The 18,430-nt window shown below is 65.0% G+C and carries 18 protein-coding genes and 1 pseudogene; 11 read left to right on the top strand and 8 right to left on the bottom strand.

Annotation, left to right across the window (positions count from 1 at the left end; genetic code table 11):
• The first annotated feature begins 5 nt into the window (after positions 1–5).
• On the top strand, positions 6–392 hold the full coding sequence (gene rpsP / locus NS355_RS12875) for a 30S ribosomal protein S16 (RefSeq protein WP_007404083.1): 387 nt from the start codon (positions 6–8) through the stop codon (positions 390–392).
• A 154-nt stretch (positions 393–546) separates the two neighbouring features.
• Positions 547–1,107, top strand: coding sequence for a ribosome maturation factor RimM (gene rimM / locus NS355_RS12870; protein WP_244489673.1), 561 nt, complete (start codon positions 547–549; stop codon positions 1,105–1,107).
• Here rimM and NS355_RS12865 read toward each other — a convergent pair.
• Entirely contained in the window at positions 1,097–2,005 is a 909-nt protein-coding gene (locus tag NS355_RS12865) for an NAD(P)/FAD-dependent oxidoreductase (RefSeq protein ID WP_058746080.1), read from the bottom strand. The two genes, rimM and NS355_RS12865, sit on opposite strands and share 11 nt — an antisense overlap.
• An 86-nt stretch (positions 2,006–2,091) precedes the next feature.
• On the opposite strand from NS355_RS12865, the gene NS355_RS12860 reads away from it, so the two are divergent.
• The 4 genes and pseudogenes from NS355_RS12860 (at position 2,092) to rplS (ending at position 3,863) form a co-directional block, all read left to right on the top strand.
• Entirely contained in the window at positions 2,092–2,364 is a 273-nt protein-coding gene (locus NS355_RS12860; RefSeq protein WP_058746079.1) for an AbrB/MazE/SpoVT family DNA-binding domain-containing protein, read from the top strand.
• A gap of 4 nt (positions 2,365–2,368) precedes the next feature.
• Entirely contained in the window at positions 2,369–2,743 is a 375-nt protein-coding gene (locus NS355_RS12855) for a type II toxin-antitoxin system VapC family toxin (RefSeq protein ID WP_058746078.1), read from the top strand.
• Positions 2,740–3,455 (top strand): annotated as a pseudogene (gene trmD, locus NS355_RS12850) (tRNA (guanosine(37)-N1)-methyltransferase TrmD); the annotation flags it as partial. The gene NS355_RS12855 and the pseudogene trmD, both read left to right, overlap by 4 nt.
• 15 nt (positions 3,456–3,470) lie before the next feature.
• The gene (gene rplS, locus NS355_RS12845) at positions 3,471–3,863 is read left to right on the top strand and encodes a 50S ribosomal protein L19 (RefSeq protein WP_042483560.1); all 393 of its coding nucleotides are present in this window, start codon (positions 3,471–3,473) and stop codon (positions 3,861–3,863) included.
• 149 nt (positions 3,864–4,012) lie between these two features.
• Here rplS and NS355_RS12840 read toward each other — a convergent pair whose 3' ends face one another.
• From NS355_RS12840 to NS355_RS12815, 6 genes are all read right to left on the bottom strand, one after another.
• A complete protein-coding gene (locus NS355_RS12840) occupies positions 4,013–4,654 on the bottom strand; it encodes a peptidylprolyl isomerase (RefSeq protein WP_058746098.1) in 642 nt (213 codons plus the stop codon).
• Between the two features lie 73 nt (positions 4,655–4,727).
• On the bottom strand, positions 4,728–5,186 hold the full coding sequence (locus NS355_RS12835; RefSeq protein WP_058746077.1) for a GNAT family N-acetyltransferase: 459 nt from the start codon (positions 5,184–5,186) through the stop codon (positions 4,728–4,730).
• Positions 5,187–5,327: 141 nt separating this feature from the next.
• Positions 5,328–7,355 carry an RNA polymerase sigma factor RpoD gene (gene rpoD / locus NS355_RS12830; protein WP_058746076.1) on the bottom strand — a complete coding sequence of 676 codons (2,028 nt, stop codon included), beginning with the start codon at positions 7,353–7,355 and terminating at the stop codon, positions 5,328–5,330.
• A 142-nt stretch (positions 7,356–7,497) separates the two neighbouring features.
• Positions 7,498–9,345, bottom strand: a complete 1,848-nt coding sequence (gene dnaG / locus NS355_RS12825; protein WP_058746075.1) for a DNA primase — start codon at positions 9,343–9,345, stop codon at positions 7,498–7,500.
• A gap of 153 nt (positions 9,346–9,498) precedes the next feature.
• Positions 9,499–9,846, bottom strand: coding sequence for an endonuclease domain-containing protein (locus NS355_RS19335; RefSeq protein WP_058746074.1), 348 nt, complete (start codon positions 9,844–9,846; stop codon positions 9,499–9,501).
• 212 nt (positions 9,847–10,058) lie between these two features.
• The gene (locus NS355_RS12815) at positions 10,059–10,511 is read right to left on the bottom strand and encodes a GatB/YqeY domain-containing protein (RefSeq protein ID WP_058746073.1); all 453 of its coding nucleotides are present in this window, start codon (positions 10,509–10,511) and stop codon (positions 10,059–10,061) included.
• Positions 10,512–10,651: 140 nt separating this feature from the next.
• On the opposite strand from NS355_RS12815, the gene carA reads away from it, so the two are divergent.
• The 4 genes from carA to NS355_RS12795 all read left to right on the top strand — a co-directional run bounded on the left by carA (position 10,652) and on the right by NS355_RS12795 (position 16,732).
• Positions 10,652–11,836, top strand: a complete 1,185-nt coding sequence (gene carA / locus NS355_RS12810; RefSeq protein ID WP_058746072.1) for a glutamine-hydrolyzing carbamoyl-phosphate synthase small subunit — start codon at positions 10,652–10,654, stop codon at positions 11,834–11,836.
• 349 nt (positions 11,837–12,185) lie between these two features.
• A complete protein-coding gene (gene carB / locus NS355_RS12805; protein WP_058746071.1) occupies positions 12,186–15,518 on the top strand; it encodes a carbamoyl-phosphate synthase large subunit in 3,333 nt (1,110 codons plus the stop codon).
• 94 nt (positions 15,519–15,612) lie between these two features.
• Positions 15,613–16,089, top strand: coding sequence for a transcription elongation factor GreA (greA, locus tag NS355_RS12800; protein ID WP_042483476.1), 477 nt, complete (start codon positions 15,613–15,615; stop codon positions 16,087–16,089).
• Between the two features lie 4 nt (positions 16,090–16,093).
• Entirely contained in the window at positions 16,094–16,732 is a 639-nt protein-coding gene (locus tag NS355_RS12795; RefSeq protein ID WP_058746070.1) for a rhomboid family intramembrane serine protease, read from the top strand.
• Positions 16,733–16,806: 74 nt separating this feature from the next.
• On the opposite strand, the gene NS355_RS12790 is transcribed toward NS355_RS12795, so the two are convergent.
• Entirely contained in the window at positions 16,807–17,022 is a 216-nt protein-coding gene (locus NS355_RS12790; RefSeq protein WP_056433879.1) for a DUF4170 domain-containing protein, read from the bottom strand.
• A gap of 128 nt (positions 17,023–17,150) precedes the next feature.
• On the opposite strand from NS355_RS12790, the gene NS355_RS12785 reads away from it, so the two are divergent.
• Positions 17,151–18,401, top strand: coding sequence for an NAD(P)/FAD-dependent oxidoreductase (locus NS355_RS12785; protein ID WP_084787915.1), 1,251 nt, complete (start codon positions 17,151–17,153; stop codon positions 18,399–18,401).
• Positions 18,402–18,430 lie beyond the last annotated feature (29 nt).

Raw genomic sequence — 18,430 nt, 5'->3', positions numbered from 1 at the left:
GAAATATGGCTCTCAGCATTCGTCTGTCGCGTGGTGGCTCGAAGAAGCGCCCTTACTACCGCATCGTGGTGGCAGACGCTCGTGCACCGCGCGACGGCAAGTTCATCGAGAAGATCGGCAACTACAACCCGCTCCTCGCCAAGGACAATGACCAGCGCGTGCAGCTCGACGCCGAGCGCGCCAAGCACTGGCTGGCCAATGGCGCGCAGCCGACCGACCGTGTCGCCCGCTTCCTGGACGCCGCCGGCGTTCGTGAGCGCGCCGCTCGCAACAACCCGAACAAGGCGAAGCCGGGCGAAAAGGCCACCGAGCGCGCCGAAGAGCGCGCCGAGAAGCTGAAGGCCGCGCAGGAAGCCGCCAACGCTCCGGCCGAAGAGACCGCCGAGGCCTAATGGCTTTCGGCTTTGCGCTGCCTCGGTCGATCGCGATCGGGGCAGCGCAAGGCACCGGATACGGGGTCATGCGTTTCTTCAGGTCTAATGGCTTCAGGAGATATGCGCATGACCCCGCCGACCGAACCCGATCCCCGGACCGCACCCGACGATCATGACGACGCGACCAACCAAGGCGTCTCCGCGCCAGACCCCGCCGAAGGCGGAGACGACGCCCCCAACGGGGACGGCAACTCGCCCAACGGGTGAGCCGAGCGTCACGCTGGCCGTCATCATCGGCGCGCACGGCATTACGGGCGAGGTTCGGCTCAAGGTCTTCGCCGACGACCTGTCGGACTATCGCTCGTTCAATGACGGCGCGCTGACGCTGAAGTCGGCGCGCGATGGCTCGAACGGCGTCATTGCACGCTTTGCCGAAGTTACAGACCGCAACGCCGCCGAGGCGCTTCGCGGCACGGAACTGACAGTGCCGCGCTCCGCCCTGCCTCCGCTGGAGGAGGGCGAATATTATCATGCCGACATTATCGGGCTGTCCGCCATTGCCAGCGATGGCGAGGAACTGGGCCATGTCGCGTTGATCGAGAATTTCGGCGCTGGCGATGTGCTGGAAATCGAACGCCCCGATGGCCGCCGGTTCATGGTGCCGATGAATGCGCAGGCCGTACCCGAATGGGATCAGGACCGCCTGATCGTGGACCGCGCCTTTATCGCCTGATCGTCGACTGCTCGTTCAGCAGATTGCGGATCGTCGTGGCCGCGACCCCGGCCTCACCCATGGCGTGGCTGATTTGATCCAGCCCTTTTACCACATCCCCTGCCGCGAACAGGCCGGGCACCGACGTCCGCTGATGGTCGTCGACTTCCAGGCATCCGCTCGGGTCCGCTTTCGCACCCGCCGACACCGCCAGTTCCGACCGGATGCGCGAGCCCATCGCCGGATAGACGCTGTCGAAGCGCATCCGCCCATTCGCCGTATCAAGCGCGATTTGATCGCCTTCGATGGCCCAGCCGCCGCAGGGGCCGTCGATGCGCGCCACGCCAGCTTCGTCCAAAGCCTTGGCGCATTGGGGGTCGAGCTCATGTGCGGCATCGGGCGCGATCAGCGTTACGTCTTGGGTAAACCCGCGCAGGAACAGCGCCTCGCGCATGCCATGGTCGCTGGTGCCGATGACGCCGACACGCTTGTCGGTGACCTCATAGCCGTCACAGACCGGGCAATAGCGGATCAGTCCCCGCTCCAGCGCCGGGTCGTGCACCTCGGGCAGGAGCTTGCGGGGGCGGTGATTGACCACGCCCGTGGCGAGGAGGACGGTTCGGGTGCGATACTCCGCCTCATCGGTGACAACGCGGAAATGGCCGTTTTCGGGTTGGATCGCCGAAACCCGGTGCGGCGTGCAATGCGCGCCGTAGCGGCGGGCCTGATCGTGCATCCGCGCCAGGAGCGCCTTGCCGCTGATGCCTTCGGGGAAACCGGCATGATTATGGGTACAGGGGATCATCGCCGCCCGGCTCGATCCGCTGTCGAACATATGGATGCGCAGGTGATAGCGCGCCAGATAAATCGCGGCCGTCAGCCCGGCGGGGCCCGCCCCGATGATGATGCAATCGTCCATGGCGGGGGCAAAGCTCCAGACGGCGCAACGTTCCTTGGCATTTTCCGGTGCGTGATGTATATACATGGCGTATATACGGAGTCGTTATGGGCAAGGATTATCAGGCAAAGGTCTTCCGATCGGGCAACTCACTGGCGCTTCGCCTGCCCGCCGCCTTGGGCTTGGCCGAAGGAACGGAGATGACCCTGCGCGAGGAACAGGGGCGCTATGTGTTCGAGCCCGTCCAGGCCCCGCGCAAGACGATCGATCTGACCGGCATCGCAGGCTCTATGCCGTGGCTGAAGCCGATCGATAGGGACGAGCGAGAATTTGACGATCCTGAACGGCCTTGGCACCTGCTGAACGACAAGAACGCATAAGGTCGTGCGTTATCTGATCGACACCAACTGCTGCATTTTCCTGTTTGCCGGAGAGTATCCGGCACTGCTGCAACGTGTCGCCGCGACACCGGTGGGCGAGATCGGCTTGTCCAGCATCGTCTTTGCCGAACTGGCACTGGGTGTTCGGAACGGTAAGCCGCCGTTAGAGCGGCAATTGGAGCAGTTGGCGACGCAGATGCCGATCCTGCCATTCGACGAAGCGGCGGCGCGCTGCTATGCGACCCTTCCGTTTCGACGCGGACGGTTCGACCGGCTGCTCGGTGCCCATGCGCTGAGCCTGGGCAGCACCGTCATCACCGATAACGAAGCCGACTTCGCCGACATTCCCGGCCTGACTATCGAGAACTGGACGCTGTGACCTTTCGCGCAACGATATTGACGCTCTATCCGGAGATGTTTCCCGGACCTTTGGGCCATTCGCTGGCGGGGCGAGCGCTGCGCGAGGATCGCTGGGCGCTGGAGACAGTGCAGATCCGCGATTTCGCCAACGACAAGCATCGCTCGGTCGACGATACCCCGGCGGGCGGCGGCGCGGGCATGGTGCTGCGTGCCGATGTGCTGGCGGCGGCGGTCGATTCGGTCGCCGACGACCGGCCCGTGCTGGCGATGACGCCGCGTGGGTCTCCGCTCACCCAGCCGCGTGTTCGCGAAATCGCGGCGGGACCGGGCGTCACCGTGCTGTGCGGCCGGTTCGAGGGCTTTGACGAACGCCTGTTCGAGGCGCGCGGCATCGAACAGGTGTCGATCGGCGACTATATCCTGTCGGGCGGCGAGATGGGCGCGCTGGTGCTGCTCGACGCTTGCGTTCGGCTGCTTCCCGGCGTAATGGGCGCGGCTTCCAGTGGAGTCGAGGAAAGCTTCGAAAGCGGCCTCCTCGAATATCCGCAATATACCCGACCTGCTGAGTGGGAAGGGCGCACGATCCCTGAAGTGCTGCGATCGGGGGATCATGCGAAAATCGCAAGATGGCGTCATGCCAGGGCTTGCGAGGATACACGGTCAAGGCGGCCAGACCTTTGGGAACGTCATGAGGGCGTTCGGGTCGGTCGCCCTCTGGCGCGCGGCGACGATTGAGGAATGAAGTCATGAACGTGATCCAGCAGATCGAAGCTGAGCAGATCGCCAAGTTCAACGAGACGAAGAAGATCCCGGAATTCCGCCCCGGCGACACGCTGAAGGTCGGTGTGAAGGTCGTCGAAGGCGAGCGCACCCGCGTCCAGTTCTATGAGGGCGTCTGCATCGCCCGCTCGAACAAGGGCATGGGCTCGTCGTTCACCGTCCGCAAGATCTCCTTCGGTGAGGGCGTGGAGCGCGTTTTCCCGCTCTACTCGCCGAACGTCGACTCGATCGAAGTGGTTCGTCGCGGCGCCGTGCGTCGTGCGAAGCTCTATTACCTGCGTGGTCGCACCGGCAAGTCGGCGCGTATCGCCGAGCGTCGCGATCCGCGTCCGGCCAAGGGCACCGCAGCCGCCGAGTAATCGGTGCAGCGGACCGTCCAGCGGTTCGACAGGGAAGGGGCGGTGGCATCAAGTGGTGCCGCCGCCCTTTTTCTTTTCCGATCCTCCGGCCTGCCGGGCCAGAATGACTGTTCCCCCGTTCAGCCTGAGCGAAGTGCGGAAAGAAGCGATCACCCCCCGAAATTGTACAGCCACATCTTGGGCTCCTTGGTCGGCTGCGGCTTGCCGTCCAGTCGCTTGGCGTTGATCAAGGTGACGGGCTTGAAGATCATCTGCCCCTTCATCGCGTCTTGTCCACCGCCCGAGGGTTTGGCGAGAATCTTCTTCACCGTGTCCATCCCTGCGATCACGCGTCCGAATGCGGCATAGCCGTCATAGCCCGGCCGCGCGTCCATGCCGGGGGTCGGCCCGACGGTGATGAAGAAATTGCCGCCCGCCGAGGACGGTGTCGTCCCCCGCGCCATCGAGATGGTGGCGTCGAGATGCTTGATCCCGGTCTGGCTCGTCTTCTCCAGCGGGAAGGGAGGCAGGATGCGCCGCGCATCGGTGCGGATGCCGCCCTGCACGAAGCCCTTTTTTGGGTCGCGCTTGTCCCGCGCCGCGCGGTAGAAGCTGGTGCCGTCGAACCGCCCGTCATCGACATAGGCAAGGAAATTCCGGCTCGTCGCAGGCGCATGGCGCGTGTCGAGCGCGACGACGATGGGGCCTTCGGACGTATTGAGCCGCACCCGGACGGTGCCGGGGCGGGGAACGTTCTGATTGGCGGGCGTAGCGGCGGTCAGCAGGGCGAGCAGCGGGAGCAGGCGGTTCATCCGGTGGCAAATATCGCCCTTGAGCGCGATTGTGGAGCCCAAAGCCATCGGATGCGCCGAGCGGGAGCACCGATCAGGTGGTCAGATCGCGCGTGAAGAACTGATTATATGGGCTCGGCTCATAATCGGCAAAGGCGTCGCAGGATCGGAAGCCCGCGCTGCGATAGAGCGAAATGGCGGGCTGGTATGGCGGCGTGGTTCCCGTTTCCAGGCTGATTCGATGATAATCGCGGCGCTGCGCCTCCGCGATGACATGGTTGAGCAGCGCACGGCCGATACCCAGACCCAGAAAGCCGGGCGCGATCCGCATCGATTTTACCTCGCCATGTCGGGCGTCCAATTGCTTCAGCGCGCCGAAACCGGCCAGTGCGGGGCCGTGCCAGATCGTCCAGAACGAAATGCAGGGATCGGCCAGCGCGGAGGCGTCAAGCGCGAAAGAAAATTCCTCCGCCCCGCTGCGCATATCGCGCAGGTGATAGGCGAGCAGGTCTGCGACATGTGGCGCAGTCGGATCGTCGAGGCGAATATCCATGACACTCCCTTGGCCCCCGACGCACGAATGGCGAGTGGCAGTGCAGCCTATCGCGGTTCAGGCGGGCGCAACATGGCCTATTCGACAAAAAGCCGTCGACCTGGCGGTCGACGGCTTTGCGCATTCGTTTCGAAATGACCCTTACTGGTCGAGGAAGCTGCGCATCTTGCGGCTGCGGCTGGGGTGCTTCAGCTTGCGGAGCGCCTTGGCCTCGATCTGGCGGATGCGTTCGCGGGTGACCGAGAATTGCTGGCCCACCTCTTCCAGCGTGTGATCGGTGTTCATGCCGATACCGAAGCGCATGCGCAGCACGCGCTCTTCGCGCGGCGTCAGGCTGGCCAGGACGCGAGTGACCGTTTCCTTCAGGTTCGCCTGGATCGCCGCGTCCACCGGGATGACCGCGTTCTTGTCCTCGATGAAGTCGCCGAGGTGGCTGTCTTCCTCGTCGCCGATCGGCGTTTCGAGCGAGATCGGTTCCTTGGCGATCTTCATCACCTTACGGACCTTCTCCAGCGGCATGGAGAGGCGCTCGGCCATCTCTTCCGGGGTCGGTTCGCGGCCCTGCTCGTGCAGGAACTGGCGGCTGGTGCGGACCAGCTTGTTGATCGTTTCGATCATATGGACCGGGATGCGGATGGTCCGCGCCTGGTCCGCGATCGAGCGGGTGATCGCCTGACGAATCCACCAGGTGGCGTAGGTCGAGAATTTGTAACCGCGGCGATATTCGAACTTATCGACCGCCTTCATCAGGCCGATATTGCCCTCCTGGATCAAATCCAGGAACTGCAGGCCGCGATTGGTGTATTTCTTGGCGATCGAGATGACGAGGCGGAGATTCGCCTCGACCATTTCCTTCTTGGCGATCCGCGCCTCGCGCTCGCCCTTCTGCACCATGTTCACGATGCGGCGGAATTCGGTCAGCGCCATGCCGGTCTGCTGCGAGATGTCGGCAATCTCGCTGCGGATGCGGTCGACGGTGGCGGCTTCGTTGGTGGCGAAGTTGCCCCACTTCTTGTCGACGCCGCGCACGGTATCAAGCCAGTTCTCGTCCAGCTCGTGACCCAGATAGCGGTCGAGGAAGTCCTTGCGGTTGACCTTGTGGCGCTCGGCCAGGCGCAGCATCTGGCCGCCCAGCGCGGTCAGGCGGCGGTTATAGGCATAGAGCTGGTCGACCAGGAACTCGATCTTGGCGTTGTGGAACTGAACGCTCTCGACCTCGGCGGTCAGCTCTTCGCGCAACTTGTGATACTTGCGCTCCTCGGCCGCCGACAGCTCGCCGCCCAGCGCCATGGACTCCAGGCGCTGCTGCTGAATCTTCGAGAATTTCTTGTAGATCGCGGTGATATTGGCGAACTTCTCCAGCGCCTGCGGCTTGAGCGTCTCCTCCATCTGGGCGAGGCTGAGGGTGTTGTCCTCTTCCTCATCCTCGGCGCGGGGCCCGCGACGTTCGCCGCCCTCGCCGTCCTCGTCATCGACGGACGGCTCTTCGGGCTCTTCTTCTTCCTTGAACTGCGGACCGGCGTTCTTGGCGCTGATCTCGCCATTGTCGTCCTCGTCCTCCTCGCCCAGATTTTCCGGGCCGGCGTCCTTGGACAGCATGGCGTCGAGATCGAGGATCTCGCGCAGCTGCATCGTGCCTTCGTTCAGCGCGGTCGACCAGTCGATGATCGCGTTGAAGGTGATCGGGCTTTCGCACAGCCCCAGGATCATCGTGTCGCGACCCGCCTCGATCCGCTTGGCGATGGCGATTTCGCCCTCGCGGCTCAGCAGTTCGACCGCGCCCATCTCGCGCAGGTACATGCGGACCGGATCGTCGGTGCGATCGACGGTTTCCTTCTTCTTGGCCTCAGGCTGCGGGCCGCCATCGGAATCGCTGTCCGTGGCCTCGGCGTCGTCGGCCTCTTCCTCGGACTCGCCGTCCTCGCCCTGCTCTTCATTTTCGACGATATTGACGCCCATCTCGTTGAGGGCGGCCATGATATCCTCAAGCTGGTCGGAGGACATCTGGTCCTGCGGCAGCGCTTCGTTCAGCTGGTCGTATGTGATGTAGCCGCGCTTCTTGGCGCGCGCGATCAGCTTCTTGATCGACGCCTCGTTCAGGTCGATCAGCGGCGCATCGCCCGTTTCCGTGGTATCGGTCGTATCCGCCGCCATATTCGCCTTCGCCATCAAATGCCCTCAGGGTTCCGTGCCCGGCCTCTGTCACACCGCTCGCAGGTGATGCAAGCGGGTGAGGGGGCCATGCGTAATTTTCCAGTGCGGGCGTGGGTCGCCCAATATGCCCCAGATATGGGGCGGGAGAGGTGCTGTATCAAGCGGCCTCCCCGGCTTGCTTTTCCGCCAGATCTCGTGCCGCCTCCAGCCAGCGATAGAGTTCGTCCAGCGATTGCGCGTGCGCCGCATGGCACCGCGTCTGTTCGGCGAAGCGATCCTCGGTCATGTCGGTCTGGAACGCCTGCACCGCGCGCTCACGATTGGCGCGGGTCTCGCTTTCCTCCAGCATGACCTCGATGATCTTTTCCAGATCTCGGACCGCAATGGCGGGATCGCTGGCCTTGCTGAAGAAACTGAACGCCAGGTCGCGGGTATAGTCGCGCGCGTCGATCGGGTGGACGTCGGTGGTCGCCATGATCTGTTCGATCAGGCTTTCGGCCTCCGCCGCATCCTTGCGGGACAGATGCGGATCGTTGACCGCCGCGTCGAGCAAATGGTGCCGCCAGTCGTTGAGATAGCGGTCGCCCATGTCCAACCGGCTGATCTCGTCCATATAGCGGCACAGGACATGCGGATAGCGCATCAGGCCGAGCAGGACCGCCCGCTTCAGGCTGTATTCAACCCCGCGCCCGACATGGCGATTGGCCTCGGCCACCGCCTGGTGCACCGCCGCCGCATTGACCCGGCGGATGCCGAAGATGTCGAAATAGCGCGACATCATCGCGCGCTTGTACTCGTAGGCGAGATCCTTGTGCGGGATCTGCTGCGCCAGTTCCTCCAGCCGCTGCTTCAGCGCGGCGCGGCCCTCGGGCGTGTCGGTCTGGGCCTGGGCGATCTCCGACTGCCAGAGCAGGTCACTAAGCGGCGTCGCCCGGGTCAGCACCGCCTCGAATCCCGCCGCGCCCTTTTCCTGGACCAGATCGTCGGGGTCCTGCCCCTGGGGCAGCGTGACGAAGGACAGGCTCTTACCCGGCTGGAGCAGGGGCAGCGCGCGGTGCGCGGCACGGATCGCGGCCTTCTGCCCCGCCGCATCGCCGTCAAAGCACAGCGTCGGCACATCGACCATCCGCCACAGCCGCTCCAGCTGATGCTCGGTCAGCGCGGTCCCGAGCGGCGCGACCGCTTCCTCGATCCCGGCCTGGGCGAGGGCGATCACGTCCATATAGCCCTCGACCACCAGCACGCGGCTGGACTTGCGCACGGCGGGTGCCGCGCGGTCGAGATTGTAGAGCGTGCGCCCCTTGTCGAAGAGCGGGGTATCGGGGGAGTTGAGATATTTCGGCTCGCCCTCGCCGATGATCCGGCCGCCGAACGCGATCACCCGGCCGCGTGCGTCGCGGATCGGGATCATCAACCGGCCGCGGAACCGGTCATACGGGTCCTTGCCGTCGACCTTGATGAGCAGCCCGCACTCGATCAGTGCCGGGTCGCCATAGTCCTTGAGGGCGGCCTTCAGCTTGCCCCGGCTGTCGGGCGCGAAGCCCAGGCCGAAGGCGCGGGCCGTCTCCGGCGTGACCCGGCGGCGGTTCAGCAACTCGCGTGCGTCACCGCCCGACAGGCCGCCCAGCTGCTCGGCGAACCACGCGGCGGCATCGGCCATCGCGTCATGCAGGCCCTTGGCGCGCTCGGCCTTCTGCGCGGCGCGGCGATCCTGCGCGGGCATGTCGAGCCCGGCTACCTGCGCCAGTTCCTTCACTGCATCGATAAAGGGCAGCCCACGCTGGTCGGTCATCCAGCGAATGGCATCGCCATGCGCCGAACAGCCGAAGCAATGGTAAAAGCCCTTATCGTCGTTGACGTAGAAGCTGGGCGTCTTTTCGTTATGGAAAGGGCAGCAGCCCTTATATTCCCGGCCCGCCTTTTGCAGCTTCACCGTCTTGCCGACCAGGGCCGACAGACTGGTGCGAGCACGAAGCTCGTCAAGGAATTGCGGGGTCAGGCTCATGGCGTCCGCGCGATTATAATGGGTAGCGGAGCAGGGGGTTTTTGGCAAGGGGTGGGGGCTGTGCCGCGGGTCCGGGTTTGCCCTCCCCTCGGTCCCCTCCCGCCTGCGGGAGGGGATGCGTTTGTGGCGGAGGGCAATCCTCTCCGTCGAGCGCTACAGGCTCCCCTCCCGCAGGCGGGAGGGGCTGGGGGAGGGCTTCTCCGCGAGCGCACGCTCGATGGTCGCGACGACGCCTTCCAGATTGCCCAAGACGTCGTTGTTCCAGAAGCGGATGACGCGCCAGCCTTGTTTTTCGAGGTGGCGGGTGCGGGCATCGTCATAAGCGGCTCGGCCGTTGTGTTGGCCGCCGTCCACTTCGACGATCAGCCTTTCCGATCGCGCGGCGAAGTCGGCGATGTATGGGCCGATCGGCACTTGCCGGTTGAAGCGGACGCCCGTGATCTGGCGTCTCGAAAGCGCCCGCCATAATCTTCGCTCGGCATCGGTCGGGTTGAGGCGCAATTCCCGCGCTTTTCTCGTCGGGCGGTTTTCGCGGAAAGGCCGCGGGCTCTCCCCTCGGTCCCCTCCCGCTTGCGGGAGGGGATGCGCTTGTGGCGGAGGGCAATCCTCTACACCAAGCGTGACAGGCTCCCCTCCCGCAGGCGGGAGGGGCTGGGGGAGGGGACACCGCTCGCGATCTTGCCGATCCACCAGCCCCACTTCCCCCACTCAAATCACGCCAGCGCCGCCTTCACCAACCCGCTCGCCTTGCTCATATCCAGCACCGCCGCATGCCGCGCCTTGAGCTCGGCCATGACGCGCCCCATGTCCTTCATGCCCGACGCCCCGATCTCGGCTTTGATCGCCTCGATCGCGGCCTTGGTCTCCTCCTCGGTCAACGTCTGCGGCAGGAAGCGCTCGATCACCGCGACCTCCGCCTTTTCGGCATCGGCCAGTTCCTGGCGGCCGCCCTGTTCGTACATCGCGATCGATTCGCGGCGCTGCTTGACCATCTTTTGCAGCACTTCGATCACGACCATGTCGTCATCGGCGGGCGCGTCGCCGGTGCGGAGTTCGATGTCGCGGTTCTTGATGGCGGCCTGGATCAGGCTGATCGCCGCGCGGCTTTCCTTGTCGCCCGCTTTCATGGCGGCCACCTGCGCGGCCTTGATGTCGTCGCGAATCATGTTTTTTCCGTCTTGTCTGAAAGGCGGGGACGATAGCCGATGGAACCAATTCCGTGAACCGGTTGACGCGAACGCCCGATGGCCCTAGCGGACGCCACTTAGCGACATTGCAGACATTTTAGCAGGAGTGCCCGCCGATCATGGCCGACGCCAAGCCATTCGCCATGCCCGAAAAGCCTGAAGGCGCCACGGGCGTTCTCGTTCTGGCGAACGGAGACGTGTTATGGGGGCGCGGTTTCGGCGTCGAGGGTGATGCCGTCGGAGAGGTGTGTTTCCACACCGCGATGACCGGCTATCAGGAGATCATGACCGACCCGTCCTTCGCGGGCCAGATCATCACCTTCACCTTCCCGCATATCGGCAATGTCGGGGCGAACCCCGACGATATCGAAGCGGACGCGCCGCACGCGCTGGGCATGATCGTCCGTGAGGACCCGACCGCCCCGTCCAACTTCCGCGCGATGGAGAACCTCGCCGGATGGATGGCGCGGCACAACCGCATCGGCCTGGCGGGCATCGACACCCGCGCGCTGACCCGCCGTATTCGTGCGGCAGGGGCTCCGAACGGCGTGATCGCGTATTCGGCCGCCGGTGAGTTCGACATCGCCGCCCTGCTCGAAAAGGCGAAGGCCTGGCCGGGGCTGGAAGGCATGGACCTCGCCAAGGACGTGTCGACCGAGCTGCATTATGGCTGGGGCGAGACGCGCGAAGGCGGGTTGTGGCGGTTGGGCTTCGGCTATGCCGGTGCCGAGGGCGAAGATCGCCCGCACGTCGTCGCGATCGATTATGGCAGCAAGCACAACATCTTCCGCAACCTGGTTCAGGCAGGCGCGAAGGTGTCGGTGGTCCCCGCCACCGCTTCTTACGAGGACGTGATGGCGCTGAACCCGGACGGCATCTTCCTGTCCAACGGCCCCGGCGATCCGGCGGCGACGGGCGAATATGCGGTGCCGGTGATCCGCCAGTTGCTCGACACGGGCAAGCCGCTGTTCGGTATCTGCCTGGGCCACCAGCTTCTCGGTCTGGCGGTCGGTGCCAAGACCACCAAGATGCACCAGGGCCATCGCGGCGCGAACCACCCGGTCAAGCGCCTGTCCGACGGTCTGGTCGAGATCACCAGCATGAACCACGGCTTCGCGGTCGAGCGCGAGACGCTGCCCGCGAACGCGCGCGAGACGCATGTGTCGCTGTTCGACGGGTCGAATGCGGGTCTGGAACTGACCGACCGCCCGGCCTTCTCGGTCCAGTATCACCCCGAAGCCTCGCCGGGCCCGCAGGACAGCTTCTATCTGTTCGAGCGGTTCGTGGGGTCGCTTCGGAAATGAGGTTCGTGGCTTCCGCCGTTGCCCTGATCGCGTCTGCCATGCTGGCCGGATGCGCAGGGCAATCAGGAGGAATGCCGCTTCTTACTCCAAAGGTATTTGCCCGTGCCGCTGCGAAATGTGGGGTCGTCACGACCCATGTCTCCCGCAGGCGGAAGGGCAGGATCCCTTACGCGTCCTATAAAATCCTCGGCCCTGCCGGGGAGGTGCGCTCGGATGACGGAAAAAGCCGAGCCTGCCTGACGGACGCACTTCGCGGCTATCGATACGATTATCTGGGTGAGCAGTTTCCAGACACCTAGCACTGTGACGACAGCCCTATCCTGCATTCCTTTTAAATGGTCATCGCCCAATGCCAAAACGCACCGACATCTCCTCCATCCTCGTCATCGGCGCTGGTCCGATCGTCATCGGTCAGGCGTGTGAGTTCGACTATTCGGGCACGCAGGCGATCAAGGCCCTGAAGGAAGAGGGCTATCGCATCGTCCTGGTCAATTCCAACCCGGCGACGATCATGACCGATCCCGAGCTGGCCGACGCGACCTATGTCGAGCCGATCACGCCCGCCGTCGTCGCCAAGATCATCGAGAAGGAGCGCCCCGACGCGGTCCTGCCGACCATGGGTGGCCAGACCGCGTTGAACACCGCGCTGGCGCTGTTCCATGACGGCACGCTGGAGAAGTTCGGCGTCCAGATGATCGGCGCCGATGCCGAGGCGATCGACAAGGCCGAGGACCGTCAGAAGTTCAAGGTCGCGATGGAAAAGATCGGGCTGGAATCGGCCCGCTCGGCGATCGCGCATTCCGAGAAGGAAGCGCTGGAGGGGCTGGAGAAGGTCGGCCTGCCCGCCATCATCCGCCCCAGCTTCACGCTGGGCGGCACCGGCGGCGGCGTCGCGTACAACCGCGAGGAATTCATCGCGATCGTCCGCGCCGGGCTCGACGCTTCGCCGACGACCGAGGTGCTGATCGAGGAATCGCTCCTCGGTTGGAAGGAATATGAGATGGAGGTCGTGCGCGATCGCAACGACAATTCCATCATCATCTGCTCGATCGAGAATATCGATCCGATGGGCGTCCATACCGGCGACTCGATCACCGTCGCGCCCGCGCTGACCCTGACCGACAAGGAATATCAGATCATGCGCAACGCCAGCCTGGCGGTGCTGCGTGAGATCGGCGTGGAGACGGGCGGCTCGAACGTGCAGTTCGCGGTCAATCCGAAGGACGGCCGCCTGATCGTCATCGAGATGAACCCACGCGTGTCGCGTTCCTCGGCGCTGGCGTCGAAGGCGACCGGCTTCCCGATCGCCAAGGTCGCGGCCAAGCTGGCGGTCGGCTATACGCTGGACGAGATTGAGAACGACATCACCGGCGCGACCCCGGCCTCGTTCGAGCCGACGATCGACTATGTCGTCACCAAGATCCCGCGCTTCGCCTTCGAGAAGTTCAAGGGTTCCGAGCCCGTCCTGTCGACCGCGATGAAGTCCGTCGGCGAGGTGATGGCGATCGGCCGCAACATCCACGAGTCCATGCAAAAGGCGTTGCGCGGTCTGGAGACGGGCCTGAGCGGCTTCAACGATGTCGAGCATCTGGTCGGCGCGCCTCGTGCCGAGATCGAGGCGGCGCTGGCCAAGGCGACCCCCGACCGGCTGCTGGTCGCGGCGCAGGCGCTGCGCGAAGGTTTCACCGTCGCCGAGGTCCATGCGATCGCCAAATACGATCCCTGGTTCCTGGAGCGGATCGCGGAGATCGTCGCGGCCGAGGCCGAGGTCATGCAGAACGGCCTGCCGCAGGATGCGGCGGGGATGCGCCGCCTGAAGGCGATGGGCTTCTCCGACAAGCGGCTGGCCTATCTGGCGCTCCAGTCGGCGAACCTGCGCGGCATGGATCGCGGCATCGCGCGTGGCTCGGGCCTGATCCACGAGGTCGTCAAGATGATGACCGGCGGCGTCACCGAGCAGGAGGTGCGCGAGCATCGCCAGAAGCTGGGCGTGCGTCCGGTCTTCAAGCGGATCGACACCTGCGCGGCCGAGTTCGACGCCAAGACGCCCTATATGTACTCGACCTACGAAGCCCCGACCTTCGGCGAGCCCGAGGACGAGGCGGTGCCGAGCGACCGTAAGAAAATCGTGATCTTGGGCGGCGGTCCGAATCGGATCGGGCAGGGCATCGAGTTCGACTATTGCTGCTGCCACGCCTGCTTCGCGCTGGCGGATGCGGGCTATGAGACGATCATGGTCAACTGCAACCCGGAGACGGTCAGCACCGACTATGACACCTCGGACCGGCTGTATTTCGAGCCGCTGACCGCCGAGGACGTGCTCGCCATTCTCGATGTCGAGAAGTCGAAGGGCGAGCTGGTCGGCGTGATCGTGCAGTTCGGCGGCCAGACTCCGCTGAACCTCGCCCGCGCGCTGGAATCGGCGGGTATCCCGATCCTGGGCACCAGCCCCGACGCGATCGACCTGGCCGAGGACCGCGAGCAGTTCGCGGCGCTGGTCGACAAGCTGAAGCTGCACCAGCCGCGGAACGGCATCGCGCGCAGCCGCGAGGAAGCGCTGGTCGTCGCCGAGCGTGTCGGCTATCCGGTGCTGATGCGCCCCAGCTTCGTGCTGGGCGGTCGCGCCATGGAGATCGTCGACGGCCCGCAGCAGCTGGAGGATTATATCCAGACGGCGGTGAAGGTGTCGGGCGACGCCCCGGTCCTGATCGACCAGTATCTGCGCGACGCGATCGAGGTGGACGTGGACGCGATCTGCGACGGCGACCAGGTCGTCGTGGCGGGCGTGCTCCAGCATATCGAGGAAGCCGGCGTCCATTCGGGCGACTCCGCCTGCTCGCTGCCGCCCTATAGCCTGTCGGCCGAGATCATCGCCGAGATCGAGCGTCAGGCCGAAGCGCTCGCGCGCGGCCTGAACGTGCGCGGCCTGATGAACATCCAGTTCGCGGTGAAGGACGGCACGGTCTACCTCATCGAGGTCAACCCGCGCGCCAGCCGCACCGTACCCTTCGTCGCCAAGGCGATCGGCACGCCCATCGCCAAGATCGCCGCGCGCGTCATGGCGGGCGAGAAGCTGGCCGACCTGCCGCAGATCGACCGCCACATCAATTATTACGCGGTCAAGGAAGCGGTCTTCCCGTTCGCGCGCTTCCCCGGCGTCGATCCGGTACTGTCGCCGGAAATGAAGTCGACCGGCGAAGTCATGGGCATCGACCCCGACTTCACCACGGCCTTCGCCAAGTCGCAGCTGGGGGCGGGCACCGTCCTGCCGACCGAGGGTGCGGTCTTCATCAGCGTGAAGGACGGCGACAAGGAACAGATCGTTCCCGCCGCCCGGATGCTGTCGGAGGCGGGCTTCGCCATCGTCGCCACGGGGGGCACCGCCGATTATCTCGACCGCGCAGGCGTGACGGTCGAGAAGATCAACAAGGTGGCGCAGGGACGGCCGCATATCGTCGACCGGATCAAGGACGGCGGCATCACCCTGATCTTCAACACGACCGAGGGGTGGCAGAGCCTGAAGGACTCCAAGCCGATCCGCGAGGCCGCGCTGGGTCAGAAGATTCCGTACTTCACCACGGCGCCCGCCAGCGTCGAGGCGGCGAAGGCGATTGCGGCGTCGGCGACCCGTGGTCTTGAAGTACGTCCCCTGCAATCCTACTATTCGCGTTCGCACAACTGATCCCGACATGAGAACATGATGTGCTGGCGGACCGCTCTCCCGGTTTGGGAGGGCGGTCCGTACCGGGAATGCGTAAGAATTGGGGACTAGGAATATGGCGACCGTCGAAAAGATGCCGATGCTCCAGGAGGGCTATGACAAGCTCACCCAGGACCTGCGGCGTCTGAAAGAAGAGCGGCCGCTGATCGTCGACGCGATCGAGGAAGCGCGTGCACACGGCGACCTGTCCGAAAACGCCGAATATCATGCGGCCAAGGAACGGCAGGGTCAGGTGGAGGCGACGATCGCCGACATCGAGGACAAGCTGAGCCGTGCGCAGATCATCGATCCGAAGGATCTGTCGGGCGACAAGATCGTGTTCGGCGCGACCGTCACGCTGCTCGACGAGGACGACAAGCCGGTCAAGTATCAGATCGTCGGCCAGACCGAGGCGGATGCCAAGACCGGCCGCATCAGCTACAACTCGCCGCTCGGCCGTGCGCTGATCGGGCGCAAGCTGGACGAAGAGGTCGAGGTGACGGTGCCGTCGGGCGACCGTTATTACGTCGTCAGCAAGATCGAGTTCATCTGATCCGATGAACTGGGCAGCGGCACGGGCCACGACGGCCATCGCGGTCGTCACGGCGGCCGTGTCGCTGATCCTCATCCTCACCGGCATGGTGCCGGATGCGGCGGTGGCGGGCGGCTTCATACCGCTGCGCTTCGAAGGTGCGGTGCTGCCGCCCGATTTCGGCTTTGCGGTGCCGACGCTGCTGACCCCGCTCAGCGCGACGCTGATCCATGGCGGGTTCGCGCATATCGCCTTCAATCTGGTGATGCTGGTCTATTGCGGCGCGCAGACCGAACGCGCGCTGGGGCCGCGTGGCATCGCCATCCTGTATGTCGTGGGCGCCTATGCCGCCGCGATGGCGCAATATTTCCCCGATCCTGCCTCGCCCATGCCGATGATCGGCGCGAGCGGTGCGATCTCGGCCATTGTTGGCGCCTATGCGCTGCTGTTCGGGCGGCGGCGTGCGACCAAGGGTATCGCCGGGCTGTCGGCGGAGTTCACCCATGTCCTGTGGCTGGCGGCGGGCTGGATCGGTATCCAACTGCTGCTCGGCTATGCGGGCATGGGGATGGGCGCGATCGCGGTCGCCGCGCATATCGGCGGGTTCATCGCCGGGCTGGTCTTTGCCAAGCCGTTGCTGCTGTGGCGTTATCGTAACGCCTGAAGCGAAGGCTACTCCACCCTCCGTTCCGCCTGAGCGAAGTCGAAGCCCATGCCCCGACCTCGCCCAAAGTCCGATCAGTCGAGCGTCGGTTCCAGCAGGCGGTGCAGGTGCACGACCACGAACTTCATCTCGGCATCGTCGACGGTGCGCTGCGCGGCGGCGCGCCAGGCTTTTTCGGCGCTGGCATAGTCGGGAAATACGCCGACCACTTCCAGCCCGGCGGGATCGACGAAATCGAGGGTCTGCGGGTCGCTGACGCGGCCGCCGAACACGAGGTGCAGCTTGCTCATGGTGTCTCCTGAGGATTTGCGCTTTCCCCTAGCGGCAAGTGCGCCACGATTGAAGACGCTCTTTCGCAGCTGCAACGCTTTGTCATGGTCATTGGCAGCCGCCGTCGATCCATCCTAGGGGATAGGCCATGACCGATATGCACCATTCCTCTTACGACATCGTTATCGTCGGCACCGGCCATGCGGGTGCGCAAGCCGCCATCGCGCTGCGTCAGGAAGGGTTTGGGGGCACGATCGCGATGATCGGCGAAGAGGCTTGGCCGCCCTATGAACGCCCGCCGCTGTCCAAGGAGTATCTGGCCGGGGACAAGCCGTTCGAGCGTATCCTAATCCGTCCCGAGCGTTTCTGGGATGAGCGCGCGATCACGCTGCGGCTGGGCGAGCAGGTCGTCGCGGTCGATGCCGAGGCACGGTGCCTGACCACCGCGGCGGGCGCGCTGATCGACTATGGAACGCTGATCTGGGCGGCGGGCGGCCATGCCCGGCGACTGAACTGCGGCGGCCATGACCTGACCGGCGTGCACGGTGTCCGCACCCGCGCCGATGTCGATCGGCTGATTGCCGAACTGCCCGACGTGGCGGAGGTGGTGGTGATCGGCGGCGGCTATATCGGTCTGGAGGCCGCCGCCGTGCTGACCAAGTTCGGCAAGGCCGTCACCATCGTCGAGGCGCAGGACCGCGTGCTCGCGCGCGTGGCAGGCGAGGCCCTGTCGCGCTTCTACGAAGCCGAACACCGCGCGCATGGCGTGACGGTGCGGCTCAACGAGAGCGTGGCCTGTATCGAGGGGGATGGCCGGATCGGCGGCGTCCGACTGGCCGATGGCACGATGCTGACCGCACAGATGGCGATCGTCGGCATCGGTATCGTGCCTGCGGTCCAGCCCCTGATCGCGGCCGGAGCGGCGGGCGACAATGGCGTCGCGGTCGATGCGCAGGGACGCACCAGCCTGCCCCATATCTATGCGATCGGCGATTGCGCGGCCCATACCAACGCCTTTGCCGACGGTGCCGTCATCCGGTTGGAATCGGTGCAGAACGCCCATGATCAGGCGACGGTGGTGGCGCGCACGATCATGGGGCGCGAGGTCGCCTATCACGCGGTGCCCTGGTTCTGGTCGAACCAATATGACCTGAAGCTGCAAACGGTCGGCCTGTCGATCGGACATGACCAGGCGATCCTGCGGGGGGACCCGGCCACGCGCAGTTTCTCGGTCGTCTATCTGCGGCGGGGCCGGGTGATCGCGCTCGATTGCGTCAATGCGATGCGCGAATTCGTGCAGGGCAAGGCGCTGGTCGCCGATGGCGCCACGGTGCCGGTTGAGGCGCTGGCCGATGCCAGTCGCCCGCTCAAGACACTTTGGCCGCCCGTCGTCCCTTAAGCTTCCGAAACAAGCGCTTGCATCACGAC

This window comes from Sphingomonas yabuuchiae (assembly GCF_001477495.1).
In the GTDB taxonomy this organism is placed as follows: Bacteria; Pseudomonadota; Alphaproteobacteria; order Sphingomonadales; family Sphingomonadaceae; genus Sphingomonas; species Sphingomonas yabuuchiae_A.
This window is presented reverse-complemented; position numbering and strand designations above follow the sequence as displayed.